Consider the following 18,523-nt stretch of genomic DNA (forward strand, 5'->3'; position numbering starts at 1 on the left):
GCGTTGACAAGACTTGGAAAGCCTAACGATACTTTGGCAAAGTCATACGACAACCTACAACAATAATTGCGCGCAGGGATTTCCATGACCGCCACGCCTACTCCCCCTTTCAATCGCCTGCTGCTGACCGGCGCCGCCGGTGGCCTCGGTAAAGTCTTGCGCGAAACGCTGCGCCCCTGTGCCCACGTCATTCGCCTGTCGGACATCGTCGACATGGCACCGGCCCTCGATGACCGTGAAGAAGTAGTCATCTGCGACCTCTCGGACAAGCAAGCCGTGCATCAACTGGTTGAAGGCGTGGACGCGATCCTGCACTTTGGCGGCGTATCGACGGAGCGCTCGTTCGAAGAGATCCTCGGCGCCAACATTTGCGGCGTGTTCCACATCTACGAAGCCGCACGCCGCCACGGCGTGAAGCGGGTGATTTTCGCCAGCTCCAATCACGTGATCGGCTTCTACAAGCAGGGCGAAATCATTGACGCCCACTCCCCTCGCCGTCCCGACAGTTACTACGGCCTGTCCAAGTCCTACGGCGAAGACATGGCCAGTTTCTACTTCGATCGCTACGGCATCGAGACCGTCAGCATCCGCATTGGCTCTTCGTTCCCGGAACCGCAAAACCGCCGGATGATGAGCACCTGGCTGAGCTTCGGCGACCTGACCCACTTGCTCGAATGCGCGCTGTACGCACCGAACGTCGGCCACACCGTGGTCTATGGCGCGTCCGACAACAACGACGTCTGGTGGGACAACCGATACGCCGCCGGCCTGGGCTACAAGCCTCAGGACAGCTCCGAAGTGTTCCGCGAAAAAGTCGAGGCCCAGCCGATGCCGGCCGCCGATGACCCGGCCAGGGTTTATCAGGGCGGCGCGTTTGTAGCATCAGGTCCGTTCGGCGACTGAGTCATCGCCCCTATAACAAAAGCCCAAGGGAATGAGTTGCCATGCAAGCCGAATTGATTGTCGATGCCCGTAACGCCGTCGGTGAAAGCCCGGTCTGGGTCCCCGAGGAAAACGCCCTGTACTGGGTTGATATTCCAGCCGGCGGGCTGCAGCGCTGGAGTGCCGACAGTGGCCATGTACACGCGTGGACCGCGCCGGAAATGCTCGCCTGCATCACTCGTCACAGCGACGGCGGCTGGGTCGCTGGCATGGAAAGCGGCTTCTTTCATTTACACCCGCACAACGATAGCAGCCTCGACAGTGAACTGCTGGCGCACGTCGACCACGCTCGCACGGACATGCGCCTGAACGACGGACGCTGTGATCGTCAGGGCCGATTCTGGGCCGGCAGCATGGTGCTGAACATGGGCGCCAACGCCGCCGAGGGCACGCTGTACCGCTACAGTAATGGCCAGCGCGGCCCGCTCGCGCCGCAACTTTCTGGCTTCATCGTGCCCAACGGCCTGGGTTTCAGCCCGGATGGCCGCACGATGTACCTGTCCGATTCCCATCTCTTGGTCCAGCAGATCTGGGCCTTTGATTACGACATCGACAGCGGCACGCCGTCGAACCGCCGGCTGTTCGTCGACATGAATCAATTCCCCGGGCGCCCCGACGGCGCCGCAGTGGATGCCGAAGGCTGCTATTGGATTTGCGCCAACGACGCTGGACTGGTTCACCGCTTCACCCCGGATGGCCGACTGGACCGTTCCCTCGCCGTCCCCGTGAAAAAACCCACCATGTGCGCCTTCGGTGGCAGTCGACTGGACACGCTGTTCGTGACCTCGATCCGCCCCGGCGACGACCATGACCACCAATCACTGGCCGGTGGGGTGTTCGCCCTCAATCCCGGCGTCAAAGGTTTACCGGAACCGCTTTTCAACGCTTTACCTTGACCGTTTGTGCTGCACCGCTGCGCCTTGAATACAAAAAAAATAACAATACTGGAGACACCCCCCCATGGACTTCAAACGCACCTTGCTCGCCGCTGCACTCCCCCTGGCCTTCTCCCTCAGCAGTGCCGTCCAGGCACTGGAAATCAAATTCGCCGATATCCATCCCGCTGGTTACCCGACCGTCGTGGCCGAAGAGCAACTGGGCAAAACCCTGGTCGCCGACAGCAACGGCAAGCTGACCTTCAAGATGTTCGCCGGCGGTGTGCTCGGCTCGGAAAAGGAGGTGATTGAACAGGCGCAGGTCGGCGCCATTCAAATGGCCCGGGTCAGCCTCGGCATCGTCGGGCCGGTGGTCCCGGACGTGAACGTGTTCAACATGCCGTTCGTGTTTCGCGATCAGGCGCACATGCGCAAAGTGATCGACGGTGAGGTCGGCGACGAGATCCTCGACAAGATCACCAACTCCGAATTCAACCTGGTCGCCCTGGCCTGGATGGACGGCGGCACGCGCAACATCTACACCAAGAAGCCGGTACGCAAACTCGAAGACCTCAAGGGCATGAAAATCCGCGTACAAGGCAACCCGATGTTCATCGAGACCATCAACGCCATGGGCGGCAACGGCATTGCGATGGACACCGGCGAAATCTTCAGCGCCTTGCAGACCGGGGTGATCGACGGCGCGGAAAACAACCCGCCGACGCTGCTCGAACACAACCACTACCAGAACGCCAAGTTCTACAGCCTGACCGGGCATTTGATCCTGCCTGAGCCGATCGTGATGTCGAAAATCACTTGGGACAAACTCACCCCCGAGCAGCAGGTGCTGGTGAAGAAAACCGCCAAAGCCGCACAGGCGCAGGAACGCATCCTGTGGGATGCCAAATCGGCCAGCAGTGAGGAAAAACTCAAGGCAGCCGGTGTCGAGTTCATCACCGTCGACAAGAAACCTTTCTATGAGGCCACCGCCTCGATCCGCGAGAAGTACGGCGCGCCTTACGCTGACTTGATCAAGCGCATCGAAGCCGTTCAGTAACCCTCCCTGCACTCATGAAAGGCCCGGCGCCGCTGACGTTGGTTGACGTCCGCGCGCGCCCGGTTACGGTGGAACCCGATGAAGAATCTGCTGCTGCGCATCAATGACACGCTCTACATGACCTGTATCTGGGTCGCCGGGCTGTCCGTCCTGGCCATTGCGTTAATCATCCCTTGGGGAGTCTTCGCCCGTTACGTACTCGGCACCGGCTCCAGCTGGCCGGAACCCACCGCGATTTTGCTGATGATGCTGTTCACCTTCATCGGTGCCGCCGCCAGCTACCGCGCCGGGGCACACATGGCGGTGGCGATGCTCACCGACCGCATGGCACCGCCAATGCGCAAGGCGTTGAGCGTTTTTTCCCAGCTGTTGATGGCGACCATTTGCCTGTTCATGGCGATCTGGGGCACCAAGCTGTGCCTGTCCACCTGGAACCAGTTCATGAGCGCCCTGCCGACGTTGCGTGTCGGCATCACGTACATGCCGATCCCGATTGGCGGCGTGCTGACGCTGGTGTTTGTACTGGAAAAACTCCTGCTCGGTGACCAGAGCAATCGTCGGGTCGTGCGCTTCGACCTGGTTGAAGAAAGCGAAGGGGCTGCCTGAATGGACGCGTTGATTCTGTTGGGCAGTTTTATTGCGTTGATCCTGATCGGCATGCCGGTCGCCTATGCACTGGGGCTTTCCGCCCTGATCGGTGCCTGGTGGATCGACATCCCGTTCCAGGCGTTGATGATTCAGGTCGCCGGTGGCGTGAACAAGTTCTCGCTGTTGGCGATTCCGTTCTTCGTCCTGGCGGGCGCGATCATGGCCGAGGGCGGCATGTCCCGTCGGCTGGTGGCGTTTGCCGGGGTGCTGGTCGGGTTTGTCCGTGGCGGCTTGTCGCTGGTCAACATCATGGCCTCGACCTTTTTCGGCGCGATCTCCGGCTCCTCGGTGGCGGACACCGCGTCGGTCGGTTCGGTGCTGATTCCGGAAATGGAACGTCGCGGCTATCCAAGGGAATTCGCCACCGCCGTGACCGTCAGCGGTTCGGTACAAGCCCTGCTGACCCCGCCAAGCCACAACTCGGTGCTCTACTCGCTGGCCGCTGGCGGCACGGTATCGATCGCCTCGCTGTTCATGGCCGGCGTGGTGCCGGGCCTGTTGATGAGCGCGTGCCTGATGGTGCTGTGCCTGATCTTCGCGAAAAAGCGCAACTACCCCAAGGGCGAAGTAATTCCCCTGCGCGAAGCCCTGAAGATCTGCGGCGAAGCGATGTGGGGCCTGATGGCGATGGTGATCATCCTTGGCGGCATTTTGTCGGGGATCTTCACCGCCACTGAATCGGCGGCAATCGCGGTGCTGTGGTCGTTCTTCGTGACCATGTTCATCTACCGCGACTACAAGTGGAGCGAGCTGCCAAAGCTGATGCACCGCACGGTGCGAACCATCTCGATCGTGATGATCCTGATCGGCTTCGCGGCGAGCTTCGGCTACATCATGACCCTGATGCAGATCCCATCGAAAATCACCACGATGTTCCTGACCCTGTCGGACAACCGTTACGTGATCCTGATGTGCATCAACGTCATGCTGCTGTTGCTCGGCACCGTGATGGACATGGCGCCGCTGATCCTGATCCTGACGCCGATCCTGATGCCGGTGATTCTCGGCATCGGCGTGGACCCGGTGCAGTTCGGCATGATCATGCTGGTGAACCTGGGGATTGGTTTGATTACACCGCCGGTGGGCGCGGTGCTGTTCGTGGGGTCGGCGGTGGGTAAAGTCAGCATCGAAAAAACAGTGAAAGCGCTGCTGCCGTTCTACGGCGTGCTGTTCCTGGTGCTTCTGGCCGTGACCTACATTCCTGCACTGTCGCTGTGGTTGCCGCATCTGGTGTTGTGATAAAGGTGCCCCTCGGTAAAACGAGGGGCACACACCTGCCGTATCCGCCGTGTCCTTCCATCAGAGCTCAACCGATATGACGCCAGACCTTCTCGAACTCGAAGACGAATTCACCCGCCTCACCCTCGCCCCTGAACTCGGTGGCAGCCTCGTCAACTGGACCATTCGCAGCACCGGGCAGCCATTGTTACGACACAACGACGACCAGGCGCTGAACACCGGCCTGCCGGGGAAACTCGGTTGCTACCCTTTGGTGCCGTGGTCGAACCGCATCGCCCAAGGGGGTTTCGACTGCCCCGATGGCTGGCTCGCCCTGGCACCCAACAGCCTCACCGATCCACTGCCGATTCACGGCAGCGCCTGGCAGCAACCGTGGCAGGTGGTCTCGCAGACGCAAGATGAAGTGGTGCTGAAACTCGACAGCTCAACGCCGTTCGCTTATCGCGCCCGGCAGCGGTTTCACTTGAGCGAGGGTCGATTGAGCATCGATCTGCACGTCACTCACCTGGCCGAAAACCCAGCGTGGCATGGACTCGGGCTGCATCCCTACTTTCCGCGCACCGCGAACACCCGGCTCCAGGCCAAGGCTGAACAGGTCTGGTTATGCGATGGGTCGAGACTGCCGACAGCGCAGGTCGAACGGCCCGCCGAATGGGACTTCGATCAACTCAATGCCCTGCCGGACACGCTGGTCGACAACGGTTTCTGCGCATGGGACGGCCATTGCCTGATCCAGCAACCCGACTTGGGTTACGAACTCGATTGCCAGGCCAGCGGCAGCGACACCTACCTGCTCTACTGCCCGCCGGGCCTGGGGTTTTTCTGCATCGAACCGGTGAGCCACCCGGTCAACGCACACCACCTGCCCGGGCGGCCAGGTTTGCGTCTGCTGGAAAAAGGCCAATCCAGTGAACTCGGCTTCAGCCTGCACTATCGTCCGCTCGACTACCCGAGCATCTGACTCAGCACCGCGCGCAACTTGCCGGGTTTCACCGGCTTGTTCAGCAGCGGCGCATCGAGTCGTTGCAGCGCGCGCCGGCACTGGTCGGTGCGGTCGGCCGTGATGATCACCGCCGGAATCGACTTGCTGTAATGCTCACGCAAATGCCGCACCACGTCAGAGCCGAACACCCCGTGGTCGAGATGGTAATCCGCCAGAATCAACTCCGGCGCCCGTCCCTTCAAGGCGGCCAGCGCCGAGGATTCATCCGTCGCCGTGACCACCTCGCAGCCCCACTGCCCGAGCAATGCGCTCATGCTTTCAAGGATGCTCACTTCGTTGTCCAGCACCAGCAGGCGCCGGCCCGGCAACGGATTACCCGCGCCCGGCTGCGGAGCCGCGAGGCTGATCGGTAGCGGAATCTCATGGGAAATCGGCACGTCGATGCTGAACATCGAACCGCGCCCCGGGCGCGAATGAACGCCGATTTTATAACCGAGGATCTTGGCGATCCGCTCGACGATGGCCAGCCCCAGACCGACGCCTTTGCGGTCGGCGGCGCGGCCGACATCGAGTTGATTGAATTCCAGGAAAATCGAATCGAGCCGGTCCGCCGCGATCCCGCGCCCGGTGTCCCAGACTTCCAGGCGCAGCATGTCCCCGCGCCGTCTGGCACCCAGCAGAATGCTGCCCTCATCGGTATAACGGCAGGCATTGCTGAGGAAGTTGCGCAGGATGCGCGTCATCAGGCGCAAGTCGGTATGAATGGCGTAGTCGCCCATGTGCACCCGCAGGCTCAAGCCGGCAGCCTCAGCCACCGACTGAAACTCCGAGACCAGCGGCGCGAGCAGTTCGTCGAGGCGGTACAACGCGACATCCGGTTTGACGGCCGCCTGATCGAGCCGGGAAATGTCCAGCAAATCGGTGAGCAAATCCTCGGCCCCTTCCAGGGCCTGGTGCGTTCGCTCCACCAACACTTGCTCGACGTCCGGCAACTTGCGCTCGCGCAACGTCGAGATCAGCAAGCGCGCAGCGTTGAGCGGTTGCAGCAGGTCATGACTGGCGGCGGCGAGGTATTTGTCCTTGCTGCGATTGGCGGCCTCGGCGGCGTCCCGTGCATCGCGCAAGGCTTCTGCGATCTGTTTACGCTGGGTGATCTGTTGTTGCAGGTTGCGGTTGGCTTCCAGCAATTCGTCGGTGCGCGCGGTGACGCGCTGCTCCAGTTCGTCATTGAGTTGCTGCAGGCGTTGCTGGGCCAGTTTGCGTTCAGTGATGTCGGCGACGAAGCCTTCCACCAGCCCTTCCTGATCGGGTTTGAGCAGCAGGTTCATCAGCACGTCGAGGCTGCTGCCGTCCTTGCGGCGCAATTGGGTTTCATAACCGTGCAGGCTGCCCTGGTGGCGGAGGATTTCGCCGATGTTGGCCAGCTCCGTGGCGCCGCCGACAAACAGGTTGCTCGCCAGGTCCGCCAGGGAAAACAGCACCTCTTGCGGGTCCTGATAACCGAGCATCCGCGCCAGCGCCGGGTTGGCGGCGCGCATGCCTTGCAGCAGGCTGGCCTGAAAGATGCCGTGCACGGCGTTTTCGAACAGCCACTTGTAGCGATTGCGCTCCGCTTCCAGCTCGTCCAGCCGCGCGGCGAGTTCCGGGTAATGGCTCTTGCGCGCCGAGTGGCTGCCTAATCCCAATAACCCGGCGAGCGCCCGTTGCTGCTCGTCAGAGGGCTTCGCCATAGACGACCTCGACATCACGCTGACTGGATTGACGCGGATTGGTGAGGATGCACGGGTCGTCCATCGCGTGTTGCGAAAGGAACGGGATGTCGGCGGTGCTGACCCCGTGCAAGCCCAGGGTTTCATGGAAACCGATGGCGTGCTTGAGCGCGATCAGGTGCTCGACCAGACGTCCGCAAATCTGCCGGTGATTGAGGCCACGGCAATCAATGCCAAACGTCTCGGCGATCACCTTGAAGCGATCCGGCGCCGAGCTGTAATTGAACGCCACCACGTGTTCGACCAGCACCGCGTTGCACAAGCCATGGGGCAAATCGAGGAACCCGCCCAGGCTGTGGGACATGGCGTGCACCGCGCCGAGGATCGCGTTGGAAAACGCCAGCCCGGCCTGCATGCTCCCGAGCATGATTTTCTCGCGCAGGGCGATGTCCCCCGGGTTGGCGATCATCTGCACCAGGTTGCCGTTGATCAGGCGCATCGCTTCCAGCGCATGGGGATCGGTCAGCGGCCCGTGCCCCGTGGAAACGAAGGCTTCGATGGCGTGCACCAAGGCGTCGATGCCGGTACAGGCCGACAGAAACGGGTCCATGCTCAAGGTGGTTTCCGGGTCGATCAGCGACACGTCCGGCACCACGGCCTTGCTGACGATCGAGAATTTCATGCGCTCTTGCTGGTTGGAAATGATCACGAATTGCGAGACATCCGCCGAGGTGCCGGCGGTGGTCGGGATCAGGATCAGCGGCGGACTGGGCACGCGGATGGTATCTACGCCCTCGAACTCAAGGATGCTGCGCCCGTGGGCGACGACGATGCCGATGCCTTTGCCGCAATCCATCGGACTGCCGCCACCGACGGCGACGATCACGTCGCAGTGGTTTTCCTTGTACAGCTCGGCACCGAGCATGACTTCTTCGACCCTTGGATTGGGCGATACGTCGCTATAAACAAAGTATTCAATGCCCTGGGCTTGCAGGCTGGCTTCGACATCGGCGACCCAACCGGCGGCAATTACACCGGGGTCGCTGACCACCAACACCTTGCGCGCGCCAAAGGTCTTGGCGCAGTTGCCGACGTTGTGCCGGCAGCCGGCACCAAAGATGATTTCAGGCGAAACGAATTTACGCAGCTGGCTGAGACTCTGGCTCATTTGAAAGCCTGTTTTTATTGTTTTGGAAGGTAAAGCCACACTAACGCATCCGGCTGCGAATGCAATCAGACCAATGGATAGCCGTTCAACGCACATCCCCTGTGGGAGCGGGCTTGCTCGCGAAAGCGGTGGTTCAGTCGACGTCAATGTTGCCTGATACACCGCTTTCGCGAGCAAGCCCGCTCCCACAGGGGGATTGTGGCGTTTGGTTTATCCGCGATAGATCAGCCGCGAAGCCTTCTCGTTGCGCAACGTCAGGAATTCCATCCCCTGCCCCGGCGCGTCGGCTTCATCGCGGGCCTTGAGGATGACGCCGTGGTGCGGCGACTTGCTGCACACCGGGTCGGCATTCTCGGCGTCGCCGGTCAGCATGAACGCCTGGCAACGGCAGCCGCCCAGGTCCTTGTGCTTTTCATCGCAGGAGCGGCACGGCTCCTTCATCCAGTCATCGCCACGAAAGCGGTTGAAGCCGAAGGACTCGGTCCAGATGTGCGAGATGCTGTGCTCGCGCACGTTGGGAAACTCTACCGGCAGCTGCCGCGCACTGTGGCACGGCAGCGCCGTGCCGTCAGGGGTGATGTCGAGAAACAGGTTGGCCCAGCCATTCATGCAGGTCTTGGGGCGTTCTTCGTAGTAATCGGGCGTCACGAAGATCAGCTTGCAGGGATGCCCCTGGGCCTCAAGCCGCTCGCGGTACTCGTTGGTGATGCGCTCGGCACGTTGCAATTGTTCGCGGGTCGGCAGCAGGCCGACGCGATTGAGTTCGGCCCAGCCGTAGAACTGGCACGTGGCCAATTCGACGAAGTCCGCCTCCAGCTCCAGACACAGGTCGATGATCTGAGCGATCTGGTCGATGTTGTGCCGGTGGGTGACGAAGTTCAGCACCATCGGATAGCCCTGGGCTTTCACCGCCCGGGCCATGGCCAGTTTCTGCGCGAAGGCTTTGCGCGAGCCGGCCAGCATGTTGTTGACCTGTTCGTCGGCGGCCTGAAAGCTGATCTGGATATGGTCCAGCCCCGCGATCTTGAAATCACGGACCTTCTGTTCCGTCAGGCCGATGCCCGAGGTGATGAGGTTGGTGTAGTAGCCCATGTCCCGCGCGGCTTTGATCAACTCGGCCAGGTCCTGGCGCACCAGCGGCTCGCCGCCGGAAAACCCCAGCTGCGCAGCGCCCATCTCCCGGGCTTCGCGAAATACCCGAATCCATTCTTCAGTGCTTAATTCCTCACCCTGCCGGGCGAAATCCAGCGGGTTGGAGCAATACGGGCATTGCAGCGGGCAGCGATAAGTCAGCTCCGCCAACAGCCAGAGTGGCGGACCGGGTGGCGACACGATCGGGTTCACAGCGCGATCCCCCGGTGCCAGACGTTCGCGGTGGTGACGGTGTGATACGGCGGGCGTTCCAGCTCGTAGGCCATGCTCATCGCGTCGAGCATGCTCCACAGCACGTCGAGCTTGAACTGCAAAATCTCCAGCATGCGCTGCTGGCCTTCGACCGTGACGTAGTGCGCCAGGGTAATGCGCAAGCCATGTTCGACATCGCGCCGCGCCTGACTCAGGCGTGTGCGGAAATAGTCATAGCCGGCCGGGTCGATCCATGGATAGTGCGTGGGCCAGGCGTCGAGGCGGGACTGGTGAATGTGCGGCGCGAACAGTTCGGTGAGGGAGCTACTGGCGGCTTCCTGCCAACACGCACGACGGGCGAAATTGACGTAGGCGTCCACGGCGAACCGCACGCCAGGCAACACCAATTCCTGAGAAAGGATTTGCTCGCGGTCCAACCCCACCGCTTCCCCCAGGCGCAGCCAGGCTTCGATGCCGCCTTCGCTGCCGGGCGCGCCGTCATGGTCGAGGATGCGTTGCAGCCATTCACGGCGCACGTCGCGGTCGGGGCAATTGGCGAGGATCGCGGCGTCCTTGAGCGGGATGTTCACTTGGTAATAGAAGCGATTGGCGACCCAGCCCTGAATCTGCGCGCGCGTGGCGCGGCCGGCGTACATGGCTTGGTGGAAGGGATGATGGATGTGGTAGTAGGCGCCTTTGGCGCGCAGGGCCTGTTCGAATTCGGCGGGGGTCATGGGGGTGTTGGTCATTGCGGTTCTCCTGGAAGCGCTGCGGTGTCTGGTCTGGCCCCATCGCGAGCAGGCTCGCTCCCACAGGAGTCCGGGTCGTACCCGATTTTCTGTGCTAAGCAGGTCCATTGTGGGAGTGAGCCTGCTCGCGATGAGGTCAGCCGCTACAGCTCAATACTCATGCCATCAAAAGCCACTTCAATCCCCCGCCGCTCCAGCAACGCGCGCTCGGCGGAGTCTTCATCGAGGATCGGATTGGTGTTGTTGATGTGGATCAGCACCTTGCGCTGACGCGGGAATTGCTCGAGCACTTCAAGCATCCCGCCAGGACCGCTTTGCGGCAGATGGCCCATTTCACTGCCCAGACTCTGGCCGACTTCGCACACGCGCATCTCGTCGTCGCGCCACAACGTGCCGTCCAGCAACAGGCAATCGGCGTGTTGCATCCAGCTCAGCACTTCGTCATCAATTTGCCCAAGACCCGGGGCATAGAACACGCTGGCGCCATTGCGCCGGTCTTCGATAAACAAACCAATGGTGTCGCCCGGCTGCGGATTGCCGCGATTGGGCGAATACGGCGGTGCGTTGCTGACCAGGGGAATTGCGCGAAATTGCAGGTGTGCACAGGCCGCGATGGCGAACGGTTCGCGGTCCAGCCCGATCGGTTGCCACTGCAAGCCACCGTTCCAGTGCTTGAGCATGGGGAACAAGGGAAAGCCGCTGCTCAGGTCTTGATGCACACGCTCGGTGCACCACACATCATGCGGGCACCCTTCGCGCAGGCTCAACAGGCCAGTGCAATGGTCGATCTGGCTGTCGATCAGCACCACCCCGGCAATCGCCGTGTCGCGCAAGCGGCGGGCCGGTTGCAGGGGCGCGGAATGCTCAAGCTGCGCGCGAATGTCCGGTGACGCGTTGCACAGCACCCACTCCACACCGTTGTCGCTCAGGGCAATCGAGGACTGCGTGCGCCGTTGTGCGCGCAGGCTGCCATTGCGCACACCGGCGCACTGACGACAGTTGCAGTTCCATTGCGGAAAACCGCCACCGGCGGCAGAACCGAGAACGCGGATGTGCATGGCAGGCTCCAGAAAGCAGGCCCGGCCACCCCATTGGCTGGCCGGGTGATCAATCAACGGTTGGCGAAATACATCGTCACTTCGAAGCCAATGCGCAGATCGGTAAACGCGGGTTTATGCCACATGGGTCAATCCTCTTCTTGTGCCGGGCAATTCCGGTAAAGCCATTAATGCACGGGGCGCCAAGTGACCGAATGCTACTTTGGAACGAGACGGCGGCGTGCGTTGGTAGGGGGTATACGGCAGTCTTGAACACACCCGAAAACCAATGTGGGAGCGAGCCTGCTCGCGATGGCGGCAGCACAGTCAACAGAGAAGTTGAATGTGCTGGCCTCATCGCGAGCAGGCCCGCTCCCACAGGTTTCGGTGGTGTTCTTGCGAGGGTTAGAAGAACCCCAGCGGATTGATGTCGTAGCTCACCAGCAGGTTTTTGGTCTGCTGGTAATGGTCGAGCATCATCTTGTGGTTTTCACGGCCGACACCGGACTTCTTGTAACCACCAAACGCGGCGTGGGCCGGGTACAGGTGGTAGCAGTTGGTCCAGACACGCCCGGCCTTGATCGCCCGGCCCATGCGGTAGGCGCGGTTGATGTCGCGGGTCCACAGGCCGGCGCCGAGGCCGAACTCGCTGTCGTTGGCAATCGCCAGGGCTTCGGCTTCGTCCTTGAAGGTGGTGACCCCCACCACCGGGCCAAAGATTTCTTCCTGGAACACACGCATTTTGTTGTGGCCCTTGAGCAGCGTCGGCTGGATGTAATAGCCGCTGGACAAGTCGCCTTCAAGACGCTCGGCCGCGCCGCCGGTGAGCAGCTCGGCGCCCTCTTCCTGGGCAATTTTGAGGTACGAGAGGATTTTGTCGTATTGCTGCTCGGACGCCTGGGCGCCGACCATGGTTTCGGTGTCCAGCGGGTTGCCGCGCTTGATCTTGACGATCTTCTTCATGACTTCGGCCATGAACGGTTCGTAGATCGACTCCTGCACCAGCGCCCGGGAAGGACAGGTGCAGACTTCACCCTGGTTGAAGAACGCCAGCACCAAACCTTCTGCGGCTTTCTCGATGAACTGCGGCTCGGCGTTCATGATGTCTTCGAAGAAAATGTTCGGCGACTTGCCGCCCAGCTCGACGGTGCTTGGAATGATGTTCTCGGCGGCGCAATGCATGATGTGCGCACCGACCGGGGTGGAACCGGTGAATGCAATCTTGGCGATGCGTTTGCTGGTGGCCAGGGCTTCACCGGCTTCGCGACCGAAGCCCTGGACGATGTTCAGCACGCCAGCAGGCAGCAAGTCGGCGATCAGTTCGGCGAAAACCATGATCGACAGCGGCGTCTGCTCGGCGGGCTTGAGCACCACACAGTTGCCGGCGGCCAGGGCCGGGGCGAGTTTCCACGCGGCCATCAGCAGCGGGAAGTTCCACGGAATGATCTGCCCGACCACGCCCAATGGCTCGTGGAAGTGGTAGGCCGTGGTCAGTTCGTTGATTTCAGCGGCGCCGCCTTCCTGGGCGCGGATGCAACCGGCGAAGTAACGGAAATGGTCGGCGGCCAGCGGCACGTCGGCGTTGAGCGTTTCTCGCACGGCCTTGCCGTTGTCCCAGGTTTCGGTGACCGCGAGGATTTCCAGGTTTTGTTCGATGCGGTCGGCGATTTTCAGCAGCACCAGCGAGCGGTCCTGCGCCGAGGTCTTGCCCCAGGCATCTGCGGCAGCGTGGGCAGCGTCGAGGGCTTTGTCGATGTCGGCGGCGTTGGAGCGCGGGAATTCGGCGATCACTTCACCGGTGACTGGCGAGGTGTTGGTGAAATACTCGCCATTGACCGGGGCAACGAATTCGCCGCCGATGAAATTGCCGTAGCGCGGCTTGAAGGTCACGACGGCGCCAGGTGTTCCAGGTTGTGCGTAGATCATGGTGGGCCTCTGTCTGGGTCGATGCCTGTCGGCAAACAGGCGATGAATCGATAGTAGAGAGCCCCGCGCGCCAGACGAATGCGCCGTTGGCAGGGGGACTCTCGTTATTTGGTAGTAGATGATCGTTCCCACGCTCCGCGTGGGAATGCAGCCAGGGACGCTCTGCGTCCCAGAGCGGACGCGGAGCGTCCGTTGAGGCATTCCCACGCAGAGCGTGGGAACGATCAGTGCAGCAATCAGTGCTTGGCCACTACAAGGTCTTTAGGCAACTTGAACGTCCAGAGCATCCCGCCCTGGTTGAAGTCCTTGATGCGCTTGGCCACTTCGCCGCCCCACAGCGGTACCGCGCCGCCCCAACCGGAAAGAACGGAGACGTACTGTTCGCCGTCCATTTCCCAGGTGATCGGCGAGCCGAGGACGCCGGAGCCGGTCTGGAATTCCCAGACTTTCTCACCGGTCTTGGCGTTGAACGCCTGCAGGAAACCTTCCGGCGTACCGGTGAACACCAGGTTGCCCTTGGTGGTCAGCACCCCGCCCCACAGCGGCGCGAAGTTCTTGTGGCGCCAGACTTCCTTGCCGGTTTTCGGGTCGATGGCACGCAACACGCCGATGTAGTCTTCATTCAACGGCTTGATGGTGAACCCGGCGCCGAGGAATGCCGCGCCTTTCTTGTAGGCGATGCCTTCGTTCCAGATGTCCATGCCCCATTCGTTGGACGGCACGTAGAACAGCCCGGTGTCCTTGTTGTAGGCCATCGGCATCCAGTTTTTCGCACCGAGGAACGCCGGTGCCACGAACACCGAACTGCCTTTGGCTTCGGTGCCCGGCGCGCCAGGTCGGCTGGCTTCGTTGTAGATCGGCCGGCCGTCTTTATCCAGGCCGGTGGCCCAGGTGATCTTGTCCACGAACGGGAAGCCACGGATGAATTTGCCGTTGGTGCGGTCCAGCACGTAGAAGAACCCGTTACGGTCAGCGGTGGCCGCCGCTTTGATTTCCTTGCCGCCTTCGGTGTAGTTGAACGAGACCAGTTCGTTCACGCCGTCATAGTCCCAGCCGTCGTGAGGCGTGCTCTGGAAGTGCCATTTGATCGTGCCGTCGTCCGGGTTGAGCGCCAGGCGCGACGAGGAGTAGAGGTTGTCGCCAGGACGCAAGTGCGAGTTCCATGGCGCCGGGTTGCCGGTGCCGAACAGCAGCAGATTGGTTTCCGGGTCGTAGTAGCCGCCCAACCAAGGGGCCGCGCCGCCGGTTTTCCACAGATCGCCGGGCCAGGTCTTGCCGGCTTCGCCGCCGGAGATGCCGTTCTCTATCGCTTTGCCGTCCTTGTAGGTGTAACCCATGTGGCCTTCAACGGTCGGTCGGGTCCACAGCAGCTCACCGTTTTTCGGGTCGTAGGCGGAGATCTTGCCGACCACACCGAACTCGCCGCCCGCCACGCCGGTAATCAGTTTGCCGTTGACGATCAACGGTGCGGCACTGATGGAATAGCCTTCCTTGTGGTCGGCGACCTGCTTGCTCCACACCACTTTGCCGGTGTCTTTGTTCAATGCCACCAGCTTGGCGTCGAGGGTGCCGAAGAACACGAGGTCGCCGTACAGCGCCACGCCACGGTTGATCACGTCGCAGCACGGACGGATGTCATCGGGCAGGCGCGCATCGTATTGCCAGAGTTTTTTGCCGGTGCGTGCATCCACCGCGAACACCCGCGAGTAGGAGCCGGTCATGTACATGACGCCGTCCTTGATCATCGGCTGCGCTTGCTGACCGCGCTGTTTTTCACCGCCGAAGGAGAACGCCCAGACCGGACGCAAATCCTTGACGTTGTCGACATTGAGCGTGTCCAGCGGACTGTAGCGCTGACCCTGGACGCCCAGACCGTTGGTGACGACCTGCTCCGGGTTCTTGGGGTCCTGGAGAATGTCCTGGTCAGTGACACCGGCCAGCGCGGTGCCGGACAGCAGCATGGCACTGAGCAGCACACTCAAGACGAAGGGTTGGCGACGTGCGGGTTGGGTCATGACGGCTACCTCTGCGGTTTTTGTTATACCCGGGAAATTTTCCCGGTCTGGTGCAGATTCTTGGCCGCCGCCGCCCTTGCAACAATTGCCCGCAGTGCTGAGATTGCTAGTTCCTTAGTACAGGGTCGGAGGAGAAGATCACCGAATGATCAGTGTTTGATCGTTCCCACGCTCTGCGTGGGAATGCCTCAACGGACGCTCTGCGTTCGGCTCTGCAAGGGACGCGGAGCGTCCCGGGCTGCATTCCCACGCAGAGCGTGGGAACGATCAGATGATCAGCTTCACTGGGGCGTGGCGGAATCGACTCGGGTCATTTGCGCGCGCTCATAGCGCGGGTACAAGTGACTGACACTGCGAATCAGCTCATAGCGGCTCAGGTTGATTCCGGCAAAGCGCTCGGGGATGGGGCTGCGGATCATCTCGGTCATGGCGCTGCCATTGGCCGCGCCATCATGCATGAGCTGGTCGAGCCAGGTCAGGTAGTCGCGCATTTGCTCGAAGGGTTGCGGGTCGCTGGCCACCGGGCCGTGGCCCGGCACGATCAACGTCCATGGCAAGCCCTGAAGGGTGGCGATGTCCGCCAGCCACACCGACAGCCCCGGACTGTTAGGCGTGGTCAACGCACGCTGATAAAACACCAGGTCCCCGGCAAACAACACGCCGGTGGTCTGGTCGAGAATAGCCAGATCCGCGCCGGTGTGCCCACCCAGACTCAGCAGGCGCAGATCATGATTCCCAAAACTGTGCACGCCGGGTGTCAGCACCTGGGTCGGCAACAGCACTTCGGTGCCGCGCATCCAGTCGCCGACCAGTCGATACATATTCTCGGCCATCGCATCGCCCTGCTGATGCAGCAGCTCGGCGGTGCCGGCCAGCGCACCGATCGGCACGTTACTGAAAGCCTGATTGCCCAGCACGTGGTCCGGGTGATGGTGGGTCAACAGCACCTGAATCACCGGTTTATCGGTGGTCGCGGCAATTGCCTTGCGCATCGCCTCGCCGTAGCGTTTCGACGGCCCGGTGTCGATCACCACCACCCCGCGCTCGGTAACGATGAACCCGGTGTTGACGATATTGCCGCCGTTGGCCTGGGCGAAATTGTCGGTGCTGCCTTCCAGCAGCCAGGTGTCCTGGGCGATCTGCCGAGGCTTGAGTACGTAGTCGAGGTCGGCCAGGGCCGGCAGACCCAAGCCCATCAACAACAGCAGCATCCAGCGCATGAGACGCTCCTTGGGCTCAGGGTATGGCCGCATCGAATTGATTGCCGCTGTTGTCACGCAACAACAAGCGCGTCTGCCCTGCCCCCTCGATATCGAAGGCCAGGCTGGGGTTTTCGCTGACCGCCGGGAACAACTCAAGACGGGCCAACAACTGATCGTTCTGATCACGCAGCTCGGCATGGTTGATGAAAAATTCCGGAATGCCGCTGACCATGCCGTTGTCCATCGGGTGCGCTACCTGCAAGCGCACACGGCTGAAGGCGTCGCGCGGGTATCGACCGCCCACCACCTCGCCGATGTGTTCTTCCCACCCGGCCTGGGTGCGCACGACGCTGGGCGCGGTGCAGCCACCGCCGGCCGCGTCGATCAACGTCGAACCGACATGCCACAGCCCGTCGCGGGTCAGCACCGCTGCGCGCAGCGGCGTGGCCTGCTCGATGCGGATACGGATCGACAGCCACGGCAATACGCGGTCCAGCGGTTGAAAATCGACGATCTTCGGCAGCGGGTTGAGCTCGGCCCAGGCGAGAATTTTCACCACCTCGCCCTTGAACGCCCGGGCATCGATTTCCAGCGGCACTTGCCGGGCATCCTCGGCGAACGGCGGCGCCAGCAGCTTGACCCGCTCGTCGAACACGAACGGCGCATCGCCGAGCATTTGCTTGTGGTAGAAGTCCCACATCACCGACGGCACCGGGTCTTTGCCCGGAACAATGTCCGCCGCCTGCGCCATCAAGGGCAGCCAGCAGGCCAACAGGCAACTCGCTCGCCAGTTCATTGATACATCTCGGGCACGTCATAACGCAGGCCGTAATGCTCATAAATGGTCTTGACCGCGCCTTCACGAATCAGGGTTTCCAGCGCCTCCTCCACGGCGTAGGCCAGTTGGTGATTGCTTTCATGCACCGCCATGCCGATTTCCCAGAGCTGCTTGCCCATGTTCGGGTAGGCGTTTTCCGCCAGAGCCACTTGCGGGTCGGCCGCTTCATGCACTTGCCAGTCGATCTCGCCGCGCATGGCCATTACTGCATCGACTTCGCCGGCCTTCATGGCCGCGAACGCCTGGGGCACGCCGGGATAATGATGGGTCTTGGCGGCGAGCATGCCGTTGAACACCGAGGTCAGGTAAAACGACGGCACGCTGTCGACTTCCACACCAATCGGGTGCTGCTCGAACACGGCGACGCTGGCGACGTTGTCCAGTCGGCGGCGGTCATAAGCGACTTGCCATTGCTCGGTCTGATACGGGCCGAACATCACCACATGGCCGTTTTCCAGCTCACCCAGTTCATTGCGTTTTTGCGCGTAGTCGCGGTCGTACGGCACCCGCATCATCAGGTCGGCCAGCTGCAGATCGTGCAACTGACTGGCGCGCCAAATGTAATCGCGCAGGTCGTCATCGAGCTTCTCTCCTGCCGGCGCCCAGATCAGCGTCAGGCGCACGCCCAAGGATTTGGCCAGCGCCTCGGCGAGTTCCACATCCACCCCGCGAGGCTGTCCAGCCTGCTCAAAACTGTAAGGCGCAAAGTCCTTATAGACCGCGACTTTCAGTTCCCCGGCAGCGATCATCTCGTCAAAGGTACGCACTTGCGCCTGCGCGGCCTGGCAACACAGCAACACGGCGCTGATCAACACAGTGAGCAGGCGCATG

17 protein-coding genes are annotated in these 18,523 nt (G+C 61.7%); 6 read left to right on the forward strand and 11 right to left on the reverse strand.

Going from position 1 to position 18,523, the window contains the following annotated elements:
- Positions 1 to 84: 84 nt before the first annotated feature.
- From HNR03_RS15470 to HNR03_RS15495, 6 genes are all read left to right on the forward strand, one after another.
- A complete protein-coding gene (locus HNR03_RS15470; RefSeq protein ID WP_259154471.1) occupies positions 85 to 903 on the forward strand; it encodes an NAD(P)-dependent oxidoreductase in 819 nt (272 codons plus the stop codon).
- 41 nt (positions 904 to 944) lie between these two features.
- A complete protein-coding gene (locus HNR03_RS15475; protein ID WP_259154472.1) occupies positions 945 to 1,838 on the forward strand; it encodes an SMP-30/gluconolactonase/LRE family protein in 894 nt (297 codons plus the stop codon).
- Between the two features lie 64 nt (positions 1,839 to 1,902).
- Complete coding sequence (locus tag HNR03_RS15480) at positions 1,903 to 2,874, forward strand: TRAP transporter substrate-binding protein (RefSeq protein WP_222587125.1); 972 nt, start codon at positions 1,903 to 1,905, stop codon at positions 2,872 to 2,874.
- A gap of 78 nt (positions 2,875 to 2,952) precedes the next feature.
- Positions 2,953 to 3,480, forward strand: a complete 528-nt coding sequence (locus tag HNR03_RS15485; RefSeq protein WP_090184778.1) for a TRAP transporter small permease — start codon at positions 2,953 to 2,955, stop codon at positions 3,478 to 3,480.
- Positions 3,481 to 4,761 carry a TRAP transporter large permease gene (locus HNR03_RS15490; protein WP_090184782.1) on the forward strand — a complete coding sequence of 427 codons (1,281 nt, stop codon included), beginning with the start codon at positions 3,481 to 3,483 and terminating at the stop codon, positions 4,759 to 4,761.
- 76 nt (positions 4,762 to 4,837) lie between these two features.
- Positions 4,838 to 5,722, forward strand: coding sequence for an aldose 1-epimerase (locus HNR03_RS15495; RefSeq protein WP_259154474.1), 885 nt, complete (start codon positions 4,838 to 4,840; stop codon positions 5,720 to 5,722).
- Here HNR03_RS15495 and HNR03_RS15500 read toward each other — a convergent pair.
- From HNR03_RS15500 to HNR03_RS15550, 11 genes are all read right to left on the reverse strand, one after another.
- On the reverse strand, positions 5,707 to 7,434 hold the full coding sequence (locus HNR03_RS15500) for a NahK/ErcS family hybrid sensor histidine kinase/response regulator (protein ID WP_259154475.1): 1,728 nt from the start codon (positions 7,432 to 7,434) through the stop codon (positions 5,707 to 5,709). The genes HNR03_RS15495 and HNR03_RS15500 overlap by 16 nt on opposite strands.
- Positions 7,418 to 8,581, reverse strand: a complete 1,164-nt coding sequence (ercA, locus tag HNR03_RS15505) for an alcohol dehydrogenase-like regulatory protein ErcA (protein WP_222587129.1) — start codon at positions 8,579 to 8,581, stop codon at positions 7,418 to 7,420. The genes HNR03_RS15500 and ercA overlap by 17 nt, the downstream gene beginning before the upstream one ends.
- Positions 8,582 to 8,791: 210 nt before the next feature.
- Positions 8,792 to 9,925 (reverse strand): pyrroloquinoline quinone biosynthesis protein PqqE, encoded by a 1,134-nt coding sequence (gene pqqE / locus HNR03_RS15510; RefSeq protein ID WP_259154477.1) that lies wholly within the window; start codon positions 9,923 to 9,925, stop codon positions 8,792 to 8,794.
- A complete protein-coding gene (gene pqqC, locus HNR03_RS15515; protein ID WP_222587131.1) occupies positions 9,922 to 10,674 on the reverse strand; it encodes a pyrroloquinoline-quinone synthase PqqC in 753 nt (250 codons plus the stop codon). The genes pqqE and pqqC overlap by 4 nt, the downstream gene beginning before the upstream one ends.
- Before the next feature lie 143 nt (positions 10,675 to 10,817).
- Positions 10,818 to 11,732 carry a pyrroloquinoline quinone biosynthesis protein PqqB gene (gene pqqB, locus HNR03_RS15520; RefSeq protein WP_259154480.1) on the reverse strand — a complete coding sequence of 305 codons (915 nt, stop codon included), beginning with the start codon at positions 11,730 to 11,732 and terminating at the stop codon, positions 10,818 to 10,820.
- Between the two features lie 53 nt (positions 11,733 to 11,785).
- Positions 11,786 to 11,857 carry a pyrroloquinoline quinone precursor peptide PqqA gene (pqqA, locus tag HNR03_RS15525; RefSeq protein ID WP_081499480.1) on the reverse strand — a complete coding sequence of 24 codons (72 nt, stop codon included), beginning with the start codon at positions 11,855 to 11,857 and terminating at the stop codon, positions 11,786 to 11,788.
- A 259-nt stretch (positions 11,858 to 12,116) separates the two neighbouring features.
- Complete coding sequence (locus HNR03_RS15530; RefSeq protein WP_259154482.1) at positions 12,117 to 13,637, reverse strand: aldehyde dehydrogenase family protein; 1,521 nt, start codon at positions 13,635 to 13,637, stop codon at positions 12,117 to 12,119.
- A 236-nt stretch (positions 13,638 to 13,873) separates the two neighbouring features.
- Entirely contained in the window at positions 13,874 to 15,652 is a 1,779-nt protein-coding gene (locus tag HNR03_RS15535; RefSeq protein ID WP_259154484.1) for a PQQ-dependent methanol/ethanol family dehydrogenase, read from the reverse strand.
- Positions 15,653 to 15,933: 281 nt separating this feature from the next.
- Entirely contained in the window at positions 15,934 to 16,872 is a 939-nt protein-coding gene (locus HNR03_RS15540; RefSeq protein ID WP_259154486.1) for a quinoprotein relay system zinc metallohydrolase 1, read from the reverse strand.
- Positions 16,873 to 16,888: 16 nt separating this feature from the next.
- A complete protein-coding gene (locus HNR03_RS15545) occupies positions 16,889 to 17,650 on the reverse strand; it encodes a quinoprotein dehydrogenase-associated SoxYZ-like carrier (protein WP_259154487.1) in 762 nt (253 codons plus the stop codon).
- Positions 17,647 to 18,522: an ABC transporter substrate-binding protein gene (locus HNR03_RS15550; RefSeq protein WP_222587137.1), complete on the reverse strand. Its 876-nt coding sequence runs from the start codon at positions 18,520 to 18,522 to the stop codon at positions 17,647 to 17,649. Before HNR03_RS15550 ends, HNR03_RS15545 begins: the two co-directional genes overlap by 4 nt.
- Position 18,523: the final 1 nt, after the last annotated feature.

Origin of the sequence: Pseudomonas sp. JAI111, from assembly GCF_024809425.1 — a bacterium.
Taxonomy (GTDB): domain Bacteria; phylum Pseudomonadota; class Gammaproteobacteria; order Pseudomonadales; family Pseudomonadaceae; genus Aquipseudomonas.